The organism is Chitinophaga qingshengii (assembly GCF_014529935.1).
Classification (GTDB): Bacteria; Bacteroidota; Bacteroidia; order Chitinophagales; family Chitinophagaceae; genus Chitinophaga; species Chitinophaga qingshengii.
Genome location: NZ_JACVFC010000001.1, coordinates 1,037,102 through 1,054,242 on the forward strand (window position 1 = coordinate 1,037,102; position 17,141 = coordinate 1,054,242).

9 protein-coding genes are annotated in these 17,141 nt (G+C 50.4%); all 9 read right to left on the reverse strand.

Annotated features, from left to right (window positions below; all coding sequences use genetic code 11):
* Positions 1-2: 2 nt before the first annotated feature.
* The 9 genes from ICL07_RS03685 to ICL07_RS03725 all read right to left on the reverse strand — a co-directional run bounded on the left by ICL07_RS03685 (position 3) and on the right by ICL07_RS03725 (position 17,055).
* A complete protein-coding gene (locus ICL07_RS03685) occupies positions 3-1,589 on the reverse strand; it encodes a RagB/SusD family nutrient uptake outer membrane protein (protein WP_188086588.1) in 1,587 nt (528 codons plus the stop codon).
* Between the two features lie 18 nt (positions 1,590-1,607).
* Positions 1,608-4,859 carry a TonB-dependent receptor gene (locus ICL07_RS03690; protein ID WP_188086589.1) on the reverse strand — a complete coding sequence of 1,084 codons (3,252 nt, stop codon included), beginning with the start codon at positions 4,857-4,859 and terminating at the stop codon, positions 1,608-1,610.
* Between the two features lie 311 nt (positions 4,860-5,170).
* Complete coding sequence (locus ICL07_RS32360) at positions 5,171-6,331, reverse strand: FecR domain-containing protein (RefSeq protein ID WP_188086590.1); 1,161 nt, start codon at positions 6,329-6,331, stop codon at positions 5,171-5,173.
* Positions 6,332-6,400: 69 nt separating this feature from the next.
* Positions 6,401-6,994, reverse strand: coding sequence for an RNA polymerase sigma-70 factor (locus tag ICL07_RS03700; protein WP_188086591.1), 594 nt, complete (start codon positions 6,992-6,994; stop codon positions 6,401-6,403).
* A 202-nt stretch (positions 6,995-7,196) separates the two neighbouring features.
* The gene (locus tag ICL07_RS03705; protein WP_246484970.1) at positions 7,197-8,915 is read right to left on the reverse strand and encodes an FAD-dependent oxidoreductase; all 1,719 of its coding nucleotides are present in this window, start codon (positions 8,913-8,915) and stop codon (positions 7,197-7,199) included.
* A gap of 151 nt (positions 8,916-9,066) precedes the next feature.
* Positions 9,067-10,761 carry a RagB/SusD family nutrient uptake outer membrane protein gene (locus tag ICL07_RS03710; protein ID WP_188086592.1) on the reverse strand — a complete coding sequence of 565 codons (1,695 nt, stop codon included), beginning with the start codon at positions 10,759-10,761 and terminating at the stop codon, positions 9,067-9,069.
* A gap of 3 nt (positions 10,762-10,764) precedes the next feature.
* Positions 10,765-13,845: a SusC/RagA family TonB-linked outer membrane protein gene (locus ICL07_RS03715; protein ID WP_188086593.1), complete on the reverse strand. Its 3,081-nt coding sequence runs from the start codon at positions 13,843-13,845 to the stop codon at positions 10,765-10,767.
* Positions 13,846-13,947: 102 nt separating this feature from the next.
* Positions 13,948-16,077, reverse strand: coding sequence for a hypothetical protein (locus tag ICL07_RS03720; RefSeq protein ID WP_246484971.1), 2,130 nt, complete (start codon positions 16,075-16,077; stop codon positions 13,948-13,950).
* 261 nt (positions 16,078-16,338) lie between these two features.
* The gene (locus ICL07_RS03725) at positions 16,339-17,055 is read right to left on the reverse strand and encodes an SGNH/GDSL hydrolase family protein (RefSeq protein WP_188086594.1); all 717 of its coding nucleotides are present in this window, start codon (positions 17,053-17,055) and stop codon (positions 16,339-16,341) included.
* Positions 17,056-17,141 lie beyond the last annotated feature (86 nt).

The window sequence follows — 17,141 nt, forward strand, 5'->3', positions numbered from 1 at the left end:
ATTTATTTCTGGTAACCATCGTTCTGCGTCAGCACCGCATCTTTGTTGACATCGATTTCAGATTGCGGGATCGGCAGGTGTATATTGAAATCGCTGATGGTAGGCGCCGTTTTCGGATTGTACTTCCGTACACGGTCCACCAGTTTTTTGGTACGCACCAGGGTCAGTCTTCTCAGCTCTTCTGCGGTGAGTTCCCTCGCTCTTTCATCCAGGATGTAGTCCATGGTTACCTGGGCAGCCTGTACCGGCGTAGCATGGGCACGGCCACGGATTACGTTGATACTGGCAGCAGCATCGTCCAGGCGGCCTTGCAGCAACTGGGCTTCTGCCAGCAGCAGGTAGGTTTCGCCCAGGCGCATCTGTATCCTGTCTTTATAATCCTGCGCCCCTTGTATGTCCTGTGGCTGGAACTCATACCACTTGGTGGTATGTGCATAGATGTTCTGAATGGTATCAAATCCGGTCACCACTACCTGCTGACCATACTTCGGAGAAGCAGGATCGTTGTAATAATAAGTACGGCGAATGTTGTACGGTGAGTTACGCATGTCTGTTTTTTCATACAGCTCGTAAGTCCACCAGTTAGTAGGTCTGATCCTGCCAATACCGCGGCCACCGAGGGAATCGGCGACTTTCATCCCCGCCACGTTGACGTAGAAAGGTCCCCACTCACGACGACGCTGGTCAAATTCAGTAGAGCCGCCACCGGGAACATTGTATTGCTGCTCTATCACCCAGATAGCTTCTGTATTACCCTGGCTGCGGCGCATGTTACCGTAGATAAACATATCCGCGAAAGGATCGCCGGGCTGTGCTGCTTTTACACCATAACGGGCAGTAACGAGATTGAAAAATTTACTGTCGATCACTCTTTTGGCAGCGGCTTCTGCGTCAGCAGGTTTATTGGCACGCAACAGCGCTTCTGCCAGCAACTGCGAAGCAGCGAACTTATTGATACGGCCCTGTTTTTTTACGTTGGCCGGATCGGGCAGGTTCTTTTCTGCAAAAGTGAGATCATCAATCATAAACTGTATCACGTCCGCTTCAGCAGCACGGGTATAATCCGTACGCGGTACGGTTACCGGCTCTTTGATGATGGGCACGCCACCAAACAGGATAGACAACTGGTTATACGCATAGGCACGGAAAAAGCTGGCCTCCGCCTTGTAGAAATCGCGCTGTTGCTGGGTGAGCGATGCTTTAGGATTAGCCGCAGCTGCAATAATATTATTGGCAGCATTGATCACTTTGTAGTTCCAGTTCCAGATGGAAGACAGGGAGCCCGTTTGCGGATTGAGATTACGGTAATCTTCATAAGGTACCTGTATTGCAGCAGCCTGACCGGTAATAGCCATGTCGGTGCCTACATAAAAAGTAGCCAACAGACTCTGTATGTTACCATAGTCATTACGCATAATACTTTGCAAACCAGTACTGGCGGCTTCGAAGCCCAGTTCATCTACCAGCGTATTGTCTGGTGCATATTTGGATTTTAATTCTTCATCAAGGAAGTGTTTACTGCAGGACGTGCCCCCGGTGATCACCAGGCCGGCCAACAGGATACCGTATATATAAGATGATTTTTTCATTGTCTTACATTTTTAAAATTACAGACTGATGTTAACACCAAACACAATTGTAGCCGACAGCGGATAGAAGTCCGAGCTCTGTTGTCCGCCACCCTGACCATTGTTCAGTTTGGAGGTGACAGAAGTAAAGCCCGACGGTGCTGTTTCCGGGTCCCATCCCAGCCACCTGGTGAAAGTACCCAGGTTACGGCCGCTCACATACATCATCAGGTTACCGATCTTACGGCGTTCCAGCATTTTTTTATCGAATGTATAGCTCAGCGTCACGTCTTTAATGCGGATAAAAGAAGCATCCTGCGCATACTTATATCCTTTGGGATTGTTGTATGCCAGTGATGGATTGGTATTGATTTTATTTTCTGAAGTCCAGTAAGGCAGATCAGCCGGCAGGTTCACGGTACCTCCCTGGTCACGGATATCGAGGATATTGTTGGGACGCAGCTGCCCATGTACATCCTGGATGAAGATATTCAGGGAGATGTTTTTGTACGTGAAGGTGTTCGTCAAACCGGCGATGTATTTCGGCAGTTGTGTACCCAGATAGGAACGGTCCGCAGCGTCAATTTTGCCGCTGCCGTCGCGGTCCAGGAATTTGATGTAACCTGGTTTAGCGCCCGGATCAACCTTCATATCCTCTCCTTCCTGCCAGATACCGATCATGGTGTAATCGTATATGCCATACAGTGGTTTACCGATGAACAGGTTATTACCAATATCATCTTTATTATCTCCATAGAGGGCTACTACTTTGTTTTTATTAAAGGAGATATTGAAAGATGTCTGCCAGGTGAAATTATCAGACTGGATGTTACGGCTGTTGAGCAATATTTCCAGGCCTTTGTTGGCGGTTTTGCCGATGTTGTCGAACACGGAAGTATAACCGCTGATAGCAGGGATTTTTCTGCTGAGCAGCAGGTCATAGGTATTGTTGCTATAGGCCTCGATAGTACCACTCAGGCGGTTATTCCACAGGGAGAAGTCCACGCCTACGTTCAGTCCTTTGGTTGTTTCCCATTTCAGGTTGGGGTTACCGAGTGTATCGGGTACCACACCGATGGTAGTAATACCATCGTAAATGTATTGCACCGTGTTCATGCGTGTCAGCGTCTGATAGGCGCCGATGGCCTGGTTACCGGATTTACCGTAGGAAGCGCGCAGCTTCAGTTGGGAGATCACCGGTGCGAGATCGGTCATGAATTTTTCGTTGTGGATGTTCCAGCCTACAGCTACGGATGGGAATACACCGTATTTGTTATTGCTGCCGAAGCCGGAGAAACCGTCACGGCGGATAGTAGCGGTGAACAGGTAACGGCTGTCATATACATAGTTGGCGCGGAACATCTGTGATAACAGGCTCCCTTTGGAATAACGGGATTCTGTTTTCTGTACCTGACCGGCGGTGAGGTTGTTGAAATCCAGGTTATCGTTGATAAAGGAATTGGCTTTCAGTTTGGTAGAGAACAGCTCATCCTGTTGGGCACTGTACAACGCGGTGAAATCGAGCGCATGTTTTTTGATGTTGGTCGCATAGCTCAACAGGTTTTCCACGATCCACTGTTTGTTCTCTTCGTTGTATACTTCTGCAGAACCCAGCAGGTCGCCGCTTTTGCGGCCGGTGTAGCTGGCGGTGCGGAGCGGCCGGTAACCATAAGAGCCGTTGATACGGTATTTCAGGCCTTTCAGGAAATTAGGCGCTACTTCCGCATAACCACTGGTCACCATATTTTTGCTGCGGTTCAAACCTGGATCGTACAGGTTCACCAGCGGGCTTTGATACAATGTTTGCGGCGCAATCGGATACACTTCATAATCGCCTTTGGCATTGTAGAGCGAACCGTATGGGCTCAACGCGTTAGCATCGAACAGGGTGGCTTTACCACCGTCGTTGTTATTGTTGACGAGGAACATGTTTAACCCGGTTTTCAGCCAGGAAGTAACGTTCGCGTCTATATTAGCGCGGATACTGGCGCGGTTATACTGGAAACCTTTAATGGTACCGCCTTGTTTGAGGTAGGTGCCGGATACATAATATCTGACGTTATCGGTACCACCGGATATGCTCAGTTCATGGCTGTGGATATAGCCCTGCTGGCTGATTTCCTTCTGCCAGTTCACTTCAGGCGCCCCGTTGGCGAAGTTCTGTTGTTCGGTGAGATAAGGCAGATCCGGCGCTGTAGGGCGGCCCGCCTGGATGTTGTACCAGTGGTTTTTGGTACGGTATTGCTCCCCGTTCATGTTCTTCATTACATTCGATTGAAATTCGGGGCCGGCATAACCGTTATACGAGATGACCGGTTTACCGGACTTGCCTCTTTTAGTAGTGATCATAATCACGCCGTTGGCGCCACGGGCGCCATAGATAGCCGAAGCGGAAACATCTTTCAGTACATCGATGGAAGCGATGTCATTAGGGTTGATGTCGTTATAGGTACCGCCGAAGGGCACACCGTCCAGTACAATCAGTGGGGCATTGCTGGCATTGATGGATTTAACACCACGGAGATAAAACGCCGGCGCACTGCCTGGTTTGCTGGTGTTGTTCACAATATTGATACCGGCTGCAGAACCTTGTATGGCTTGCAATACGTTGGTCACCGGCAGGTTTTTAAGTCGTTCGGCAGGTACGGAAGAAATAGAACCCGTTACATCGCTGCGTTTTTTGGTACCATAGCCAACTACCACCACTTCGTTCTGTTGCTCTACCAGCATTTTCATGGTAATGCTGAGTGTAGTGCTGGAAGTAACGGTTACTTCCTGCGGGGCCATACCCAGGTAGGTAAATTGTAATACCACCGGTCCATCCGTGGGCGTACGCAGGGAAAAGCTCCCGTCGTTGCCGGTGGAGGTACCCAGGGATGAGCCTTTCACCCGCACGGATACGCCGGGCAGCGGGCTACCGGTTTCGTCGGTAACCCTGCCTTTGATATCCAGCGGTGCCGCCGCTTCCATCGTAATGGCCGGAGCAACATGGGTAGTTGTTTTAGGAGAAATAAAGATGGATTTGTTTTCAATGACATACTTCAGCGGCTGGTCTTTAAACACCAGTTCAAGGAATTCCGCCACCGGCATATTCTCTACGGAAACAGTCACCGGACGGGCATTGCGGAGCACGTCCCTGCTGGCAACGATCGTGTAACCGGATTGCTGCCGTATCACACCGAAGATTTTCTCCACCGGCACATTCCTGCCCGACCAGGAAATCAGCTGCGCGTATCCCGCGGCGCTGGCGTGCAACATCACAGTGGTGAGAAGAAAAAAGGTCAGCTTCATAACTAACAACATTTTGGTTGGCAACCATCGATGGCTACGGCTACCTGTTGGCACAGGGACATAGCACGCCTGGTCGCAAAGAGCAGTTTTTTGCATAACTTTGCAGCGGTTTGGCTTGTAAAAAATAATGTTCTGGAACACTTTACTTTTTTTGCATGACTATAACCATTCAGCCGAAAGTGGGTCGAAACACTTTCGGTTTTCTATTACAGGCAGGCATGAAAGCTGATATCTGAAATTGTTGTTCACTGTTTTTGCATAACGCCCCTTCTAATGGGCATAACGACTGGTTGATGTTTATTTTTTCATTGTTACAGTTTCCCTATAATTAATTCTCTGTTCTTCAGTTGGAATGCTACTCCTGACTCCTTTAAAAAAGTCAATACACTCGAAAGATTCACATCACTGCCGATCTCTCCTACAAAAGTAATGTCGGGCGGCGTAGATGTATAAGTTACTTCTATATCGTACCAGCGTGCGATGATAGCCATCACGGTGGTTAATTTCTTATCCTGGAAATTAAGGACGCCATTTTTCCAGGCCATGACCGCCGAGGTATCGGCTTGTTTATCCAGCGTCACCGTTCCTGCTGCTTTTTCAAACAACAACTGTTGTCCGGGTTTCAGCACACTGGCATGTTCCGCCATATTCACCTTTACCGCCCCTTGCAGCAAGGTGGTGGTAATACCCGGATCGTCGCTGTAGGAACTGATATTAAAATGAGTACCCAACACGGTGACAGAAGCCTGTTTACCCAGTGTTACCACAAAAGGTGCTTTCCCTTTGGTGACTTCAAAATATGCTTCCCCGGTCAGTTCCACTTTTCGCTCCGCGCCGGTGAAGGCGGTGGGGAAAGTGAGAGAGCTGGCGGCATTCAGCCATACCAGCGTACCATCGGGCAACTGCATTCTGAACTTACGGCCTCTGGGCGTGTGCAGTGTATTGCTGACAGGGTCACCGCTACCGGATGCCTGATATTCTACCTGTCCGTTTTTTAAGATCACCGTAGCGCCTTGTGCACTGCTGATCAGGCCATCATCGCGGTTATCGAGCACCACCTGCTGACCGTTGGCCAGCGTAAGGATAGCGCCGTTTTTGCCCGGCTGTACATCTGCGGCTACCGCCACAGTTGCTGCAGGCGCCGGTTTCCGGTTGTGCAACAACCGGTAACTGCCCGCTGCTGCCAGTATCAATACTGCCGCAGCAGCCGCCCATTGGCGCATACGCCGCATAGGACGAACACGGCCCTGCTCCTGCTGCCGTAAAATATATTGTACTACCGGTTCATATTGTGCCGGATTGTACTGCGGGTCGGCTGGTGTATGGGCGTGTAATTCATTGAGCAACGCCACCCATTCCGCGTCGTCGGACTGTTTACCCAATTCGGCAAACAGCTCTTCCTCCTCTGCCGCTGTGGCGATGCCAGCGTGATACCGCTGCAACAAAAACCTGTAATATTCTTTGGCTTCCACTATAGATCCCCGCTTTTAACTGACTAGACGCATAAAAATTCCGGGTGTACTATGCCGTCTGAAAAAAAATTAAAAAATTCTTAACAACACCCCTACCAGGAACAATGGCAGACAGTCGCCCGTATATTTTTCCAGGTATTCCCGGATGAACTTCCGGGCGGTTACCAGCTGGTTTTTGACCGTATGTTCCGAAATATCCAGCGCTTCCGCGATCTCTTTGCGCGACTTGCCTTCCTGGGTATTCAAAATAAATACTTCCCGGCGGGAGGCCGGCAGCTGGGCAATAGCATTGCGGATATGCAGCTGTAGTTCCTTTACATGGAAACCGGCTGTCATATCCTGGTTATCTTCTATTTCATCGTGTGTGATGGCTTCTACCCGGATTTTTTCACGGGCAATTTTTCTGAGGGCAGAAAGGGAATAATTGGAGGCGATGGTATACATCCAGCCGGCCGGATTCTCGATATCTTCCAGCGTATGACGCAACTGCCATACTTTCAGGAATACTTCCTGTAATACCTCCGCAGCCGCTTCTTCTGAACGGAGTAATTTCCGTACAGAGGCTACCAGTACTGCATTATAACGATGATACAGTATACGAAAAGCTGCTTCATCCCCACCTGCAATCCGCGAAAAAAGTATCCTGTCCTCCTGTAATTTCACAGCGTATTACTGATTTTCATTCCGGAAACAATATATAACAATTTGGAGATTTTCGGATTTTGTGATTTTCGGATTTCGGGGATTGAGGATTCTATTCCCCGGGATTCACCGGCCTAAAAAGGAAAAGCTGCCTCAAATATCAGAGACAGCTTTCCAGATTGGGTCAAATCAAAAAATCTCAAAATCAAAAAATCCGTAAATGTTACGGCCAGTCTGTTTCCACGCCACGGGCGCGGATATAATCCTGAAATTCAGCTAACAGTGAAGTGTTTTCCCGCACCAGCCGGGGCGTTACATTTTTGCTCCGGGCAAAAGCCACCAGCAGGCCCACCGCTTCGCCAATGCCCCATTCTGTCGGATGAAGACGGTAGCAGCCGTTGGTAATATGGGTGGTGCCAATATTTTTATTGGCCGGCAACAGGTTTTCCATTCGTTTGGGTAACAAGGCTCCCAGCGGGATCTGGTAGGGCAAAGAGCCAAAGTCAACATAGTTATTGCCACCGCAGGTAGGATGCAAATCGATGTGGTAATACCCCACGCCAACGCTGTCATGGAACTTTGCAGCGGTATTTTTTTGCGTTTGACCCGTTTGCTGTGCCCGTTGTTCGGCGCCTACATGTTCTTCCAGGATAGTAAACACGGCTTTGATACGCCGGGCTTCGCGGATATAGGGGTATTTAGCCATCCCATCGGCGGTACCCATCATATCCTTGCGCAGGCGGATACCGGGCCATCCTTTACCCCCGTCGGGACGGGGCGCTTCGGTTTGCAGCCAGTAGATCAGCGACAGGTTGAGCTGTTTGGCCCTTTCCACATGATGCCGGAACTGCTCCGGGCTGGCGCCGATCAGGTTACCCAGCATATAATCATTCTGCGGCCAGTTCACGATGGTAGCGCCGCCTTTATAGGTACCTGCCTCAAAATTGTCTTTGTTGATGATACGGCGGTAGTTCCAAAGATTCAGCGTATTGCCGGTGGGCACTCCTTCGGGGTGAAAGCCCAGCAGCTTGGGCGCCAGGGTACGCGGATCGGAATAATGCAGGTCCAGCTGTTTACCCGACCAGGCCGGCGTGAGCCGGGGTACATGGTTCCGCCAGAACTCATACTCCGCTGGCTTTTCGATGACAAAGTTACCGCCGGGCACATAATCCAGCGCGAAACAAACGGTAAAGGCCTGGTTGTTTTCCGGATCACGTTTTTCGGGTGCGTGCAGTTCCCCGGTATCCTGTTTGGATTCGGTACCGGTGACAAACTCGGTGCCGGTCAGCGGCAGCAGATCGCCCATTTCCGTGGCATCGGCAAAGTAGCTGCCCTGCAGGATCACCTCCCGGTCATGGCGCAGGTCCTGCGCTACGAGTGACAGCACTTTGTTACCTGATACGTTGGCACGTTCTACTTTGTGTTCGGTGAGCAGCACCAGGCGGCCGTTGCTGATAAAAGGCGCGAGCATGTCCAACATCACGGCCAATGCCACACGAGGCTCGTGACAGAGCCTGGACACCGAGCCGTCACCTGGGTTCAGGTGAGGCCGTTGCCGGGCATCGGCAGTGAGCGGATAGTTGCGCACATAGTATTCACGGATACGGTTTCTCAGTTCACGATAGCGGGCAGGTGCGCCATGCGTTTCAATCCATGGATGCTCATCCGGCGGAACGGCCTGTTGGGTCAGCTGTCCGCCGATCCAATCTGTTTCTTCGGTGAGCACCACTGTCTGGTTGTTGTGCAATGCCGCCAAAGCTGCGGCCACGCCTCCCAGTCCGCCACCGGCTATCACCAGGTCGGCAGTAATGGTTTCCGGTTTCGCTTTGCCCTTTCCCTTCCCTTTCGGTTTCTTTTCCTGTGCCAGCCCCAATGCAGGCTGCGCAACCACTGCGCCTCCTGTGAGCGCCAGCATCTCTAAAAAGTTCCTCCGTTTCATCATGTCATTTAATTATTTTTTCATTTAGCTATTTAATCATTGGCTGGTCATCATCCCCACAAGTAATCCTCCTTAAAACTCATCAACAAAACATATTCAACAAACTACTATCTCCCCGAATCAGCGTAATCAAACATAATCATGTTCATCATAGTTACCAGCCTGTGTTCTGCGTCAGCCCCCTGTTAATATCCCTTTCCGATTGCGGTACGGGCATCAGCATCAGCTTATCAGTCCAGAAGCGGGTTTCACGGGTCTTGCGCAGGTCCAGCTGGCCGCTGTAATCTGGAATGCTGTTCAGATCTGTTTCGGCGGTTGTTTTGAAATTCGGTACCGGCGGCATGGCAGCGGGATTTAAAGCGATACCCACTACTTTACCCGGCATCACGAGGCTGGCAACGTTCCAGCGACGGATATCGAACCAGCGGAAACCTTCTATGGCCAATTCCACGGTACGTTCACGACGGATCAGTTTACGCATTTCCAGCTGGTTGCCCTGTATTTCGGTAGCTACCGGTGGTTGCCCGGCCCTTTGTCTTACCTTATTGATAGCGGCAGTAACAGTACCATCGAGCTGTCCCAGTTCTATTTTGGCTTCTGCGTAGGTCAGCAGTACTTCAGCATACCGCATCAGGATGAAGCTCACGCGGGAAAGGAACACGTTTTCATCCGTCATGGTGTATTTGGTCCACAGGTAACCCACACCGCTTTTATTGGGACCAAAAGCGTTGTCATAATCGGCATTGCCTTTTACAGACCAGGTGCCATCTGCATTTTTAAAGGAAGTCTTATCGCTGTAGATGTCATATACAAACGTGGTATTATTCATCATCAGCGTATCCCCCGGCAAAGACACGGTGTATTTCAGGCGCAGGTCGCGGTTTTTGGAAGGATGCAATGGATCGTACTTAGTGGATTCATCGATTCTTTTACCATCGGTACATTCAAACATATCCACCAGGCGCTGTGTCGGGAAACGGCCCGACTGGCCACCGGCGGCGCGGGAGGCGTTGCCCAGCGGCAGGTAGGTGAAAGAGCTGGCGAGGGCATCTGTATAAAAAATCTCAAACATGATTTCATTACCGGCATTGGGCTTCTGTCCGCTGCGGGTAAACAGGTCCTGGAAACGCGGGTTGAGCGAGAGCCCTGCGTTGTCGATGACCAATTTGGCCGCATCGGCAGCTACGGCGTAGTCTTTGTTGTTCAAAGCGGTACGGGCTTTCAGGCCAAGGGCCAGGGATTTGCTGACCCGGCCTCTCACAGAGGGCGCCCAGTCGAGCGATTTGGCAGCTTCGTCCAACTCATTGTAGATGAATTTAACGATGTCCTGTTTAGGTGTCCGCAGCTGATTGTAAAACTCACTCGGCTGCAGCGGTTTGGTGATCAGCGGTGCATCACCGAACATAAAGGCCAGGTAAAAATAAGCCCAGGCACGCAGTACACGGGCTTCTGCTTCCATGCGGCTATAGATGGCCGGCGTTACATTGGGCTTGGCTTTCACCATGCCGTCCAGCATGGTGTTGGCACGCTGGATGGTGGTATAGGCGAACTTCCAGATCGTTTGCGGATGTGTGTTATAGGTATCGAAGGTACCTTCTCCCAGCTCGTTGGCACGGAGAATGGCGATGTCGGTCCAGCCATCGGTACCGGATTGATAAGGCACGGTACCAAACTCCCATTTAACCGATCCGTATACTGCTGTCAGCGATACGTTGATTTCATTTTCATTGTTCAGGAAGGTGCCTGTTGCCGGTGCGCTCAGCGGCTGCCGGTCCAGGAATTTATTACAACCTGACATACCTGCCAGGAAAAAAGTGCAACCAATGATGCTATAGAAAAGTTTTCTCATGGCTTAGAAGTTTACGTTAAGACCGATGGTGTAGGTTTTCATGATCGGGTAGTATTCTCCCGCGGTATTTGTCTGTTCCACGTCGAAGCCGGGGAAGAATTTATCCACGGTGAACAGGTTCTGGCCACTGGCGTAAACCCGCACGGAGCGCAGCCTGGCTTTGCTGGTCAGCGACTTGGGCAACGTATAGCCCAGTACCACGTTTTTCAGGCGCATATAAGCACCGGAACGCATCCAGAAAGACGAGGTGACGTAGTTGTTGGCAATAGCGTTGTTGGTCAGCCTGGGGTAAGCCGCATTCGGATTCTCCGGGGACCATGCATCTGTTTGATGCTGGAAGATAGTACCCTGGAAACTGGCAGAATAGAACGGTTGTGCACCTGTACCGGACATATAGTTATTCCGTTTACCTACCCCCTGAAAGAAGATATTCAGATCAAAACCTTTGTACTGGCCATTGAGAGACAGACTGTATTCATAACGGGGGAAGGAATTACCCAACACCACACGGTCATAAGCATCTATTTTACCATCCGGTTTACCATCGGGACCGCCGATATCTGCATAGCGGATATCGCCGGGTTTCGTGTTGGCAAAGTGGAAAGGCGCGTGGTCCACTTCCTCCTGTGACTGGAAGAAGCCCAGTGCCTGATAACCAAAATAGGAATTCAGCGGATAACCTTCCCGCATGATCAGTGAACCATTGATATATTCTTTACCGCCAAGGCTGACCACTTCATTTTTCACATCAGAAAGATTGGCCTGTACAGCATAGGTAAATTCACCGGCACGATCTTTCCAGCCGATGCCCAGTTCCCAGCCCGTATTGCGCATAGAACCGATATTCACGAAAGGTGCACCCAGCCCTACATACGCCGGTACCCCATCGAGTTGCAGCATATCCGTAATGTTCCGTTTAAAGTAATCTGCTGTTACCGTCAGGTGATCGTTGAGTGCGGTAAAATCGATACCGGCATCCAGTATTTTAGATGTTTCCCAACGGATAAAAGGATTAGCTGCAGTACTCAGCCCATAGCCGGCGTTTACGACATTGTTGAAATAATAATCAAACGAACCACCACTGCCATACATGGCATAGGTAGGATAGTAATTAGGCACACCATTTACCACCAGGTCCTGGTTACCAAGGGAACCATAAGAGCCTCTGATCTTGGCACTATTGATCACATGACTGATAGCTTTCCAGAAGTTCTCTTCAGAGATGCGCCAGCCGGCAGACACGGACGGGAACAGTTTCCACCAGTTTTCTTTCCGGAAGCGGGAGGATGCATCGAAGCGGCCGTTGAGTTCCAGCAGATATTTATCCTTGTAGCTGTAATTGATCCTCGAATAGGCAGATGCCATCGCATATTCGCTTTGGGAACCTGACATGGTTTGACCCAGCGGATCTGCCGCATCCAGATAGGGCAGTTTAGTAGAGAGCAGGTTCTGACGTTGTGCGTTGACATAGCTGGTTTTAAACAGTTCGGTGGTGAAACCGCCCAGCACCTTAAAGCTGTGTTGTCCTATGCTCTGGTTATAACTGGCCTGCGAGCGGAATACGTTACGGGTGGTTTGTGAGCTATTATCAGCCAGGGAGTTATTGGCCGGCCAGTTCTTGGAAAACAACAGTTGATTATTAGCCAGATCGGGTACATAGTATTTGTATTGTTCTACCAGCGTGCGGGCGTGTCCGTTAGCGGTATTAGAGCTGTAGCTGGCCAGCAATTCCATACCTTTAATGGGTTTGTAGGTCAGCGTACCGGTGAGGATACGGGAATCGGTCACCCGTTTGTCCCAGCCACCATCCAGCGCTTGTGCCGCCGGGTTCAGGTTGGACCATCCTTCGCCCCATTCGCCGGTATTGAACCGTCCGGGTGCGATAGCCGGCAGGCCAATCATACCGCGGATAATACTTTGCGGGTTGGATTGTCCGGGCCAGTTACGTTCTGTTCTGTTGACCACCACATCGGCAGCAGCAGATAATTTATTGGTGATAGCAATGTCTGTATTAAAACGCAGGTCCAGGCGTTTGAAATTGGTGTTGGCGGTAAGACCGTTCTGGTCCAGGTATCCGCCGGAGCCGTATACTTTAATTTTTTCACTGCCGGCAGAAAGGCTCAGGTTGTGGTTATGCATGATACCGTTGTTAACCAGTATCAGGTCTTCCCAATCCGTATTAAAGCGGGCAAAATTATCCGGGCCCATTTTTTCATAGTCGGCGATCTGCTGTGTGAAAGCTGGTGGCAGCCCGCTGTTCGCCTGAGCGATGTCCCAGTATTTCATGTGATCGAGGCCGTTGACTTTTTTCGGCAGCGTGGAGGGAGTCTGTTTAGCCACATATCCGTTGTAGGCAACACTCACGCCGCTGATACCCCGTTTGGTCGTGATGAGTATAACGCCGTTGGCTGCGCGGGAACCGTAGATAGCCGCTGCAGCAGCGTCCTTCAGCACGGAGATGCTGGCGATATTATTAGGATCGATCGCATCGAGACTCATTTCAACGTTATCGATGAGCACCAGCGGATTCTGGCCCGCGTTGATAGAACCGATACCGCGGATACGGATAGTACCGCCGTCGCCGCCCGGTACACCGGACTGCTGGGTCACCGTTACGCCGGGCGCCGCGCCCTGTAAAGCCAGCGAGGCAGAGGCCACAGAGCGGGTATTCATGGTTTTACCATCGATGACAGATACAGCACCGGTGAGGTTTACTTTTTTCTGTGTGCCGTAACCGACCACCACTACTTCACCGATTTGTTTGTTGGAAGATTCCAGGAAGATGTTGACTTCGCGTTGACTGACCGCCTCCAGCTCCTGTGTTTTATATCCGACAAAAGAAAAAACAAGTGTAGCCGTTTCCGTAGTACCGGCGAACTGGAAGTCACCGTTTGCGTTGGTGGTACCGCCTTTAGTGGTGCCTTTCATGACTACGTTGACCCCTATCAGCGGGGTACCGTCTTTGTCTTTCACACGGCCTTTGAACAGATAACTTTTTTGTGCGTAGGCATGTGGTTGTTGCAGGATGGCGAGCAGCAGCAACAATAAGCTGCTTAATCGCCAGTGACGGGTAAATTTTCCCATACAAAACGAATTTTGATTGATAAAAATGCTTGAAACAGATAGTTGGTTGATGACCGGCCGACTGCGCCGGTGAAGCCGATTACAGGTATTGTTTGATCCTTTTTATTGTCTAAACATATGGTTGATGACAGATGGCATTTTTGTTTTCACAGCTGACTGCCGGGTAAGGTCCCAAAAATTTTGCTGCTGTGCGGTGAGCACCTGTGTAGCCACTATCCAGCTCTGTGTCCAGCCGGTGAGCGTATTCCAGGCGCCCCAGCCTACATCAGCATTGGAAGCCCAGTATTCCCAGCGGTTAAATTCAAATGCACGGAACCAGGCCCCGTCCAGGTCCCGGTGTTGTTCGCTTTTCACCTGGATACGGGTGAGGAAGTCAGCCAGCTTGCCGACAGCCGCCTTATATTCTCCATTGCCGGTTGCATGGGCAGCTTCGTTAAGACTAAAAAAGGCGAAGTTGCTGGTGTAGAGCATATCTGCAATAGGATCACCATTGGCGAAAATAAGCGGCGCTTCATGCAGCCCATAGTCTTTATTACTGAGCGTGCGGCCAAATTTGCCTTTACCACTGCCCAATTCTTCCCGGATAGCGCCGCAGGCGTCCTGGTTGCGCAGCAGTTCCCGTACCAGCGTATCAAGCCAGCGGCGGTGTTCCGGTGTATCTTCCACTCTTACCAGCCATGCCAGCGGCAGCACCATACGGGCGCGTTCCTGTTGTATACCGTTGGTCCATTTCCACTGTGCGGGATAGGCTTCCATCGTTATTCGTATAGCCGTTTTCGTTTTTTCCAGCAGGGGCTGGTAACCTGTTTTTTCGTATAGCCACAGATAGAGCGCCCACATCCAGGATTCGAAATGCGGCGCCGGATTGATCACATCGCGTTGTTGATAGTATTGCCAGCCATGCTGTTGGAGCGCTTTGTCTTCTATCCGGTCGGAGCGGAAGCCGTTTTTGCCGGTCGTTCTGAAGTTGGCGAGAATATTTTCCACGATCTGCAGGTCCCATTTGTCTGTACCGAGATAAGCGGAAGCGCCGAGCATACCGAGAATAGCGCGGGCGTTATCATCGCCGTAATAAACGTAGGGATGTGTATCAGACCATCCGAGCAGACCGTAGCTGGCGCTACCGGGTTTATTTCGTTCCTGTGCGCGGAGGTTGGATACGTTGAAGACGAAGTCGATCAGGTTAGCAGCGCGTTGCAGATCGTCGGCATTGTGCAGGTATTTGCCGGCCGCAGCCAGTGCATAGGCCGCTTCTCCCTGTACATCTGCACGAAGCCAGTACCGGTATTGCTGCTGACCGTTGTAACTAATGCGGGAAGCATGTCCTTCCAGGAGGCCGAGCAAACCGTTCCCGTTTGCTGCATCTGCCGGCAGTGGCGGGCCTACCGGGTTGCGGCCATCACTTTGATATTTTTTCCATTGGTCTTTCCAATCGGGATGAATAAAGAAACGTGCCTTCGAAAACCACTCCACCCCTTTCCGGATACTTTCTGCCTGTGCATTGGCCGGCAATTTTTCCGAGCGTGTATACATTGGCGTTACATCCGCCGGCCAGTGCTGAAAAGCCGTTACTTCCCTGCCCGTGAGCCAGGTAAGAATGTAAGCCCATACTGCTTTCCAGGCATTGTCCGGACCATAACGGCCGGTTGCGAAGTTGGTCATTTTAGTGGCCGCCAACAACATATTATCATGCCGGAATAATAACGGAAAAGTGGGTACGTCGCTGATTCCATAGGCTGCCTGGTCCAGCCCCGCTACTTTAGCCAGTACTATCAGCGGACTATCCGCTTTGACCGGTACCAGATAACAATCATTAATGCCCAGGATGCTCATTGGTTTCAGCTCACTGCCAAATGCGGTAGTCGTCACCACACCACGTTCCAGTTGTGTGTGCAGCGTATCTCCGGTGATATCCAGTCCGGCCACCGCCTGCGGATATTCCATATATATCCGCAGCTGTTTCCGACGGGCCGCCTGTAATAGTGCAGCGGGGATATTTGTTCTGACCGCCGGATAACCATCCGCTACGATGATAAGCGCATCCCCTTTGGCAGCGGCATGTACGCCCTCCGCAACCGTACCGGCCAGCCGCAATGGGAATGCCTCCTTTTGCAGCAGGCGATATAAATCGTTCTCTACAGAACCACAGAATATTAATGTGTGGCCATGACCAGCATAGGCAAAATGGCATAGCAACAGCCAGCAGCTGGTGACCAGTAGCTTTAGTTTCATCAGAACGTGCGTAGAATTTTGGTTGTTTATTTATAAAATTTCTGGCCGAAAGAAATCCACTTTATAATATAACCGACTTGATAAGGCCCAATATAGTAATTGTTTTAATTAATAAAGCCATAATTATTTAATTTTTTTAAAAACAAAACAAAAGGGCGGGTAATAAAAATCTTAAACTTATCAAGTAACAGAAATAAGACCTCGTCCCCGGATCACCGCGCACACTGGCAACCGAAAATCTTCGGACTCGTTTCCTCTCTCTTAATCCTTATTCAACAAACGTTTCAACACCGCAGGATAACAATATCCGGTATCGGTACCCGCGCCTTCCATAAAGGCGCCATAGGTAATGCTATCACCGAAACACAGGATACGATGATGTTTGCGCAGCAGGCGATGCTGCTTCAGGTAGGCATACAGTTGTTCCGCCATCAGCCGGTAACCGGCAGCAGTAGGGTGAATACCATCTTCCCGGCCCATATTGGCCGCATTGATGATCAGCGAAGCTGCCGATCTTTGAGGCTCACCCCGGCGTAAAAAAATATCGTGGAGATCGAGGCAATACACTTTTTCAGCAGCGGCGATAGCTTTTACAATCGCAACAGCACTGTCTATCCGCTGATTGGGATCAATATCGTACAAAGTACGTTGGTGGCGCTGAAAGAGATACCCCGTATCTACCGGCAGGGAAGTCATGAGCACCACTGTCGCCCCATGCTGCCGGAGACGCTGCACCAGCTTACGATACTGTATATCGTACTGTGTAAAGGGAAGTAACTTCTGAGAATTGACCATATCATTGGTACCGGCCATCATCACTACCAGATCGGGTTTCAGGGTTATCACATCTTTCTCTGCTCTCAACAGCAGATCGCTGGTACTATTACCACCAATACCTTTATTGATGACGGTATACGGACGGGAAGCACAGGCCATACAAGCCATCAGACAGCATAAGAGCAGATAACGGTAATTCATGGCAACCAATATACTCAAAACAAATCCGAATTACCAATGATTAGTAATTGGTGATTGTTTTCAGTATTTTTATGGTTCAATTTTAT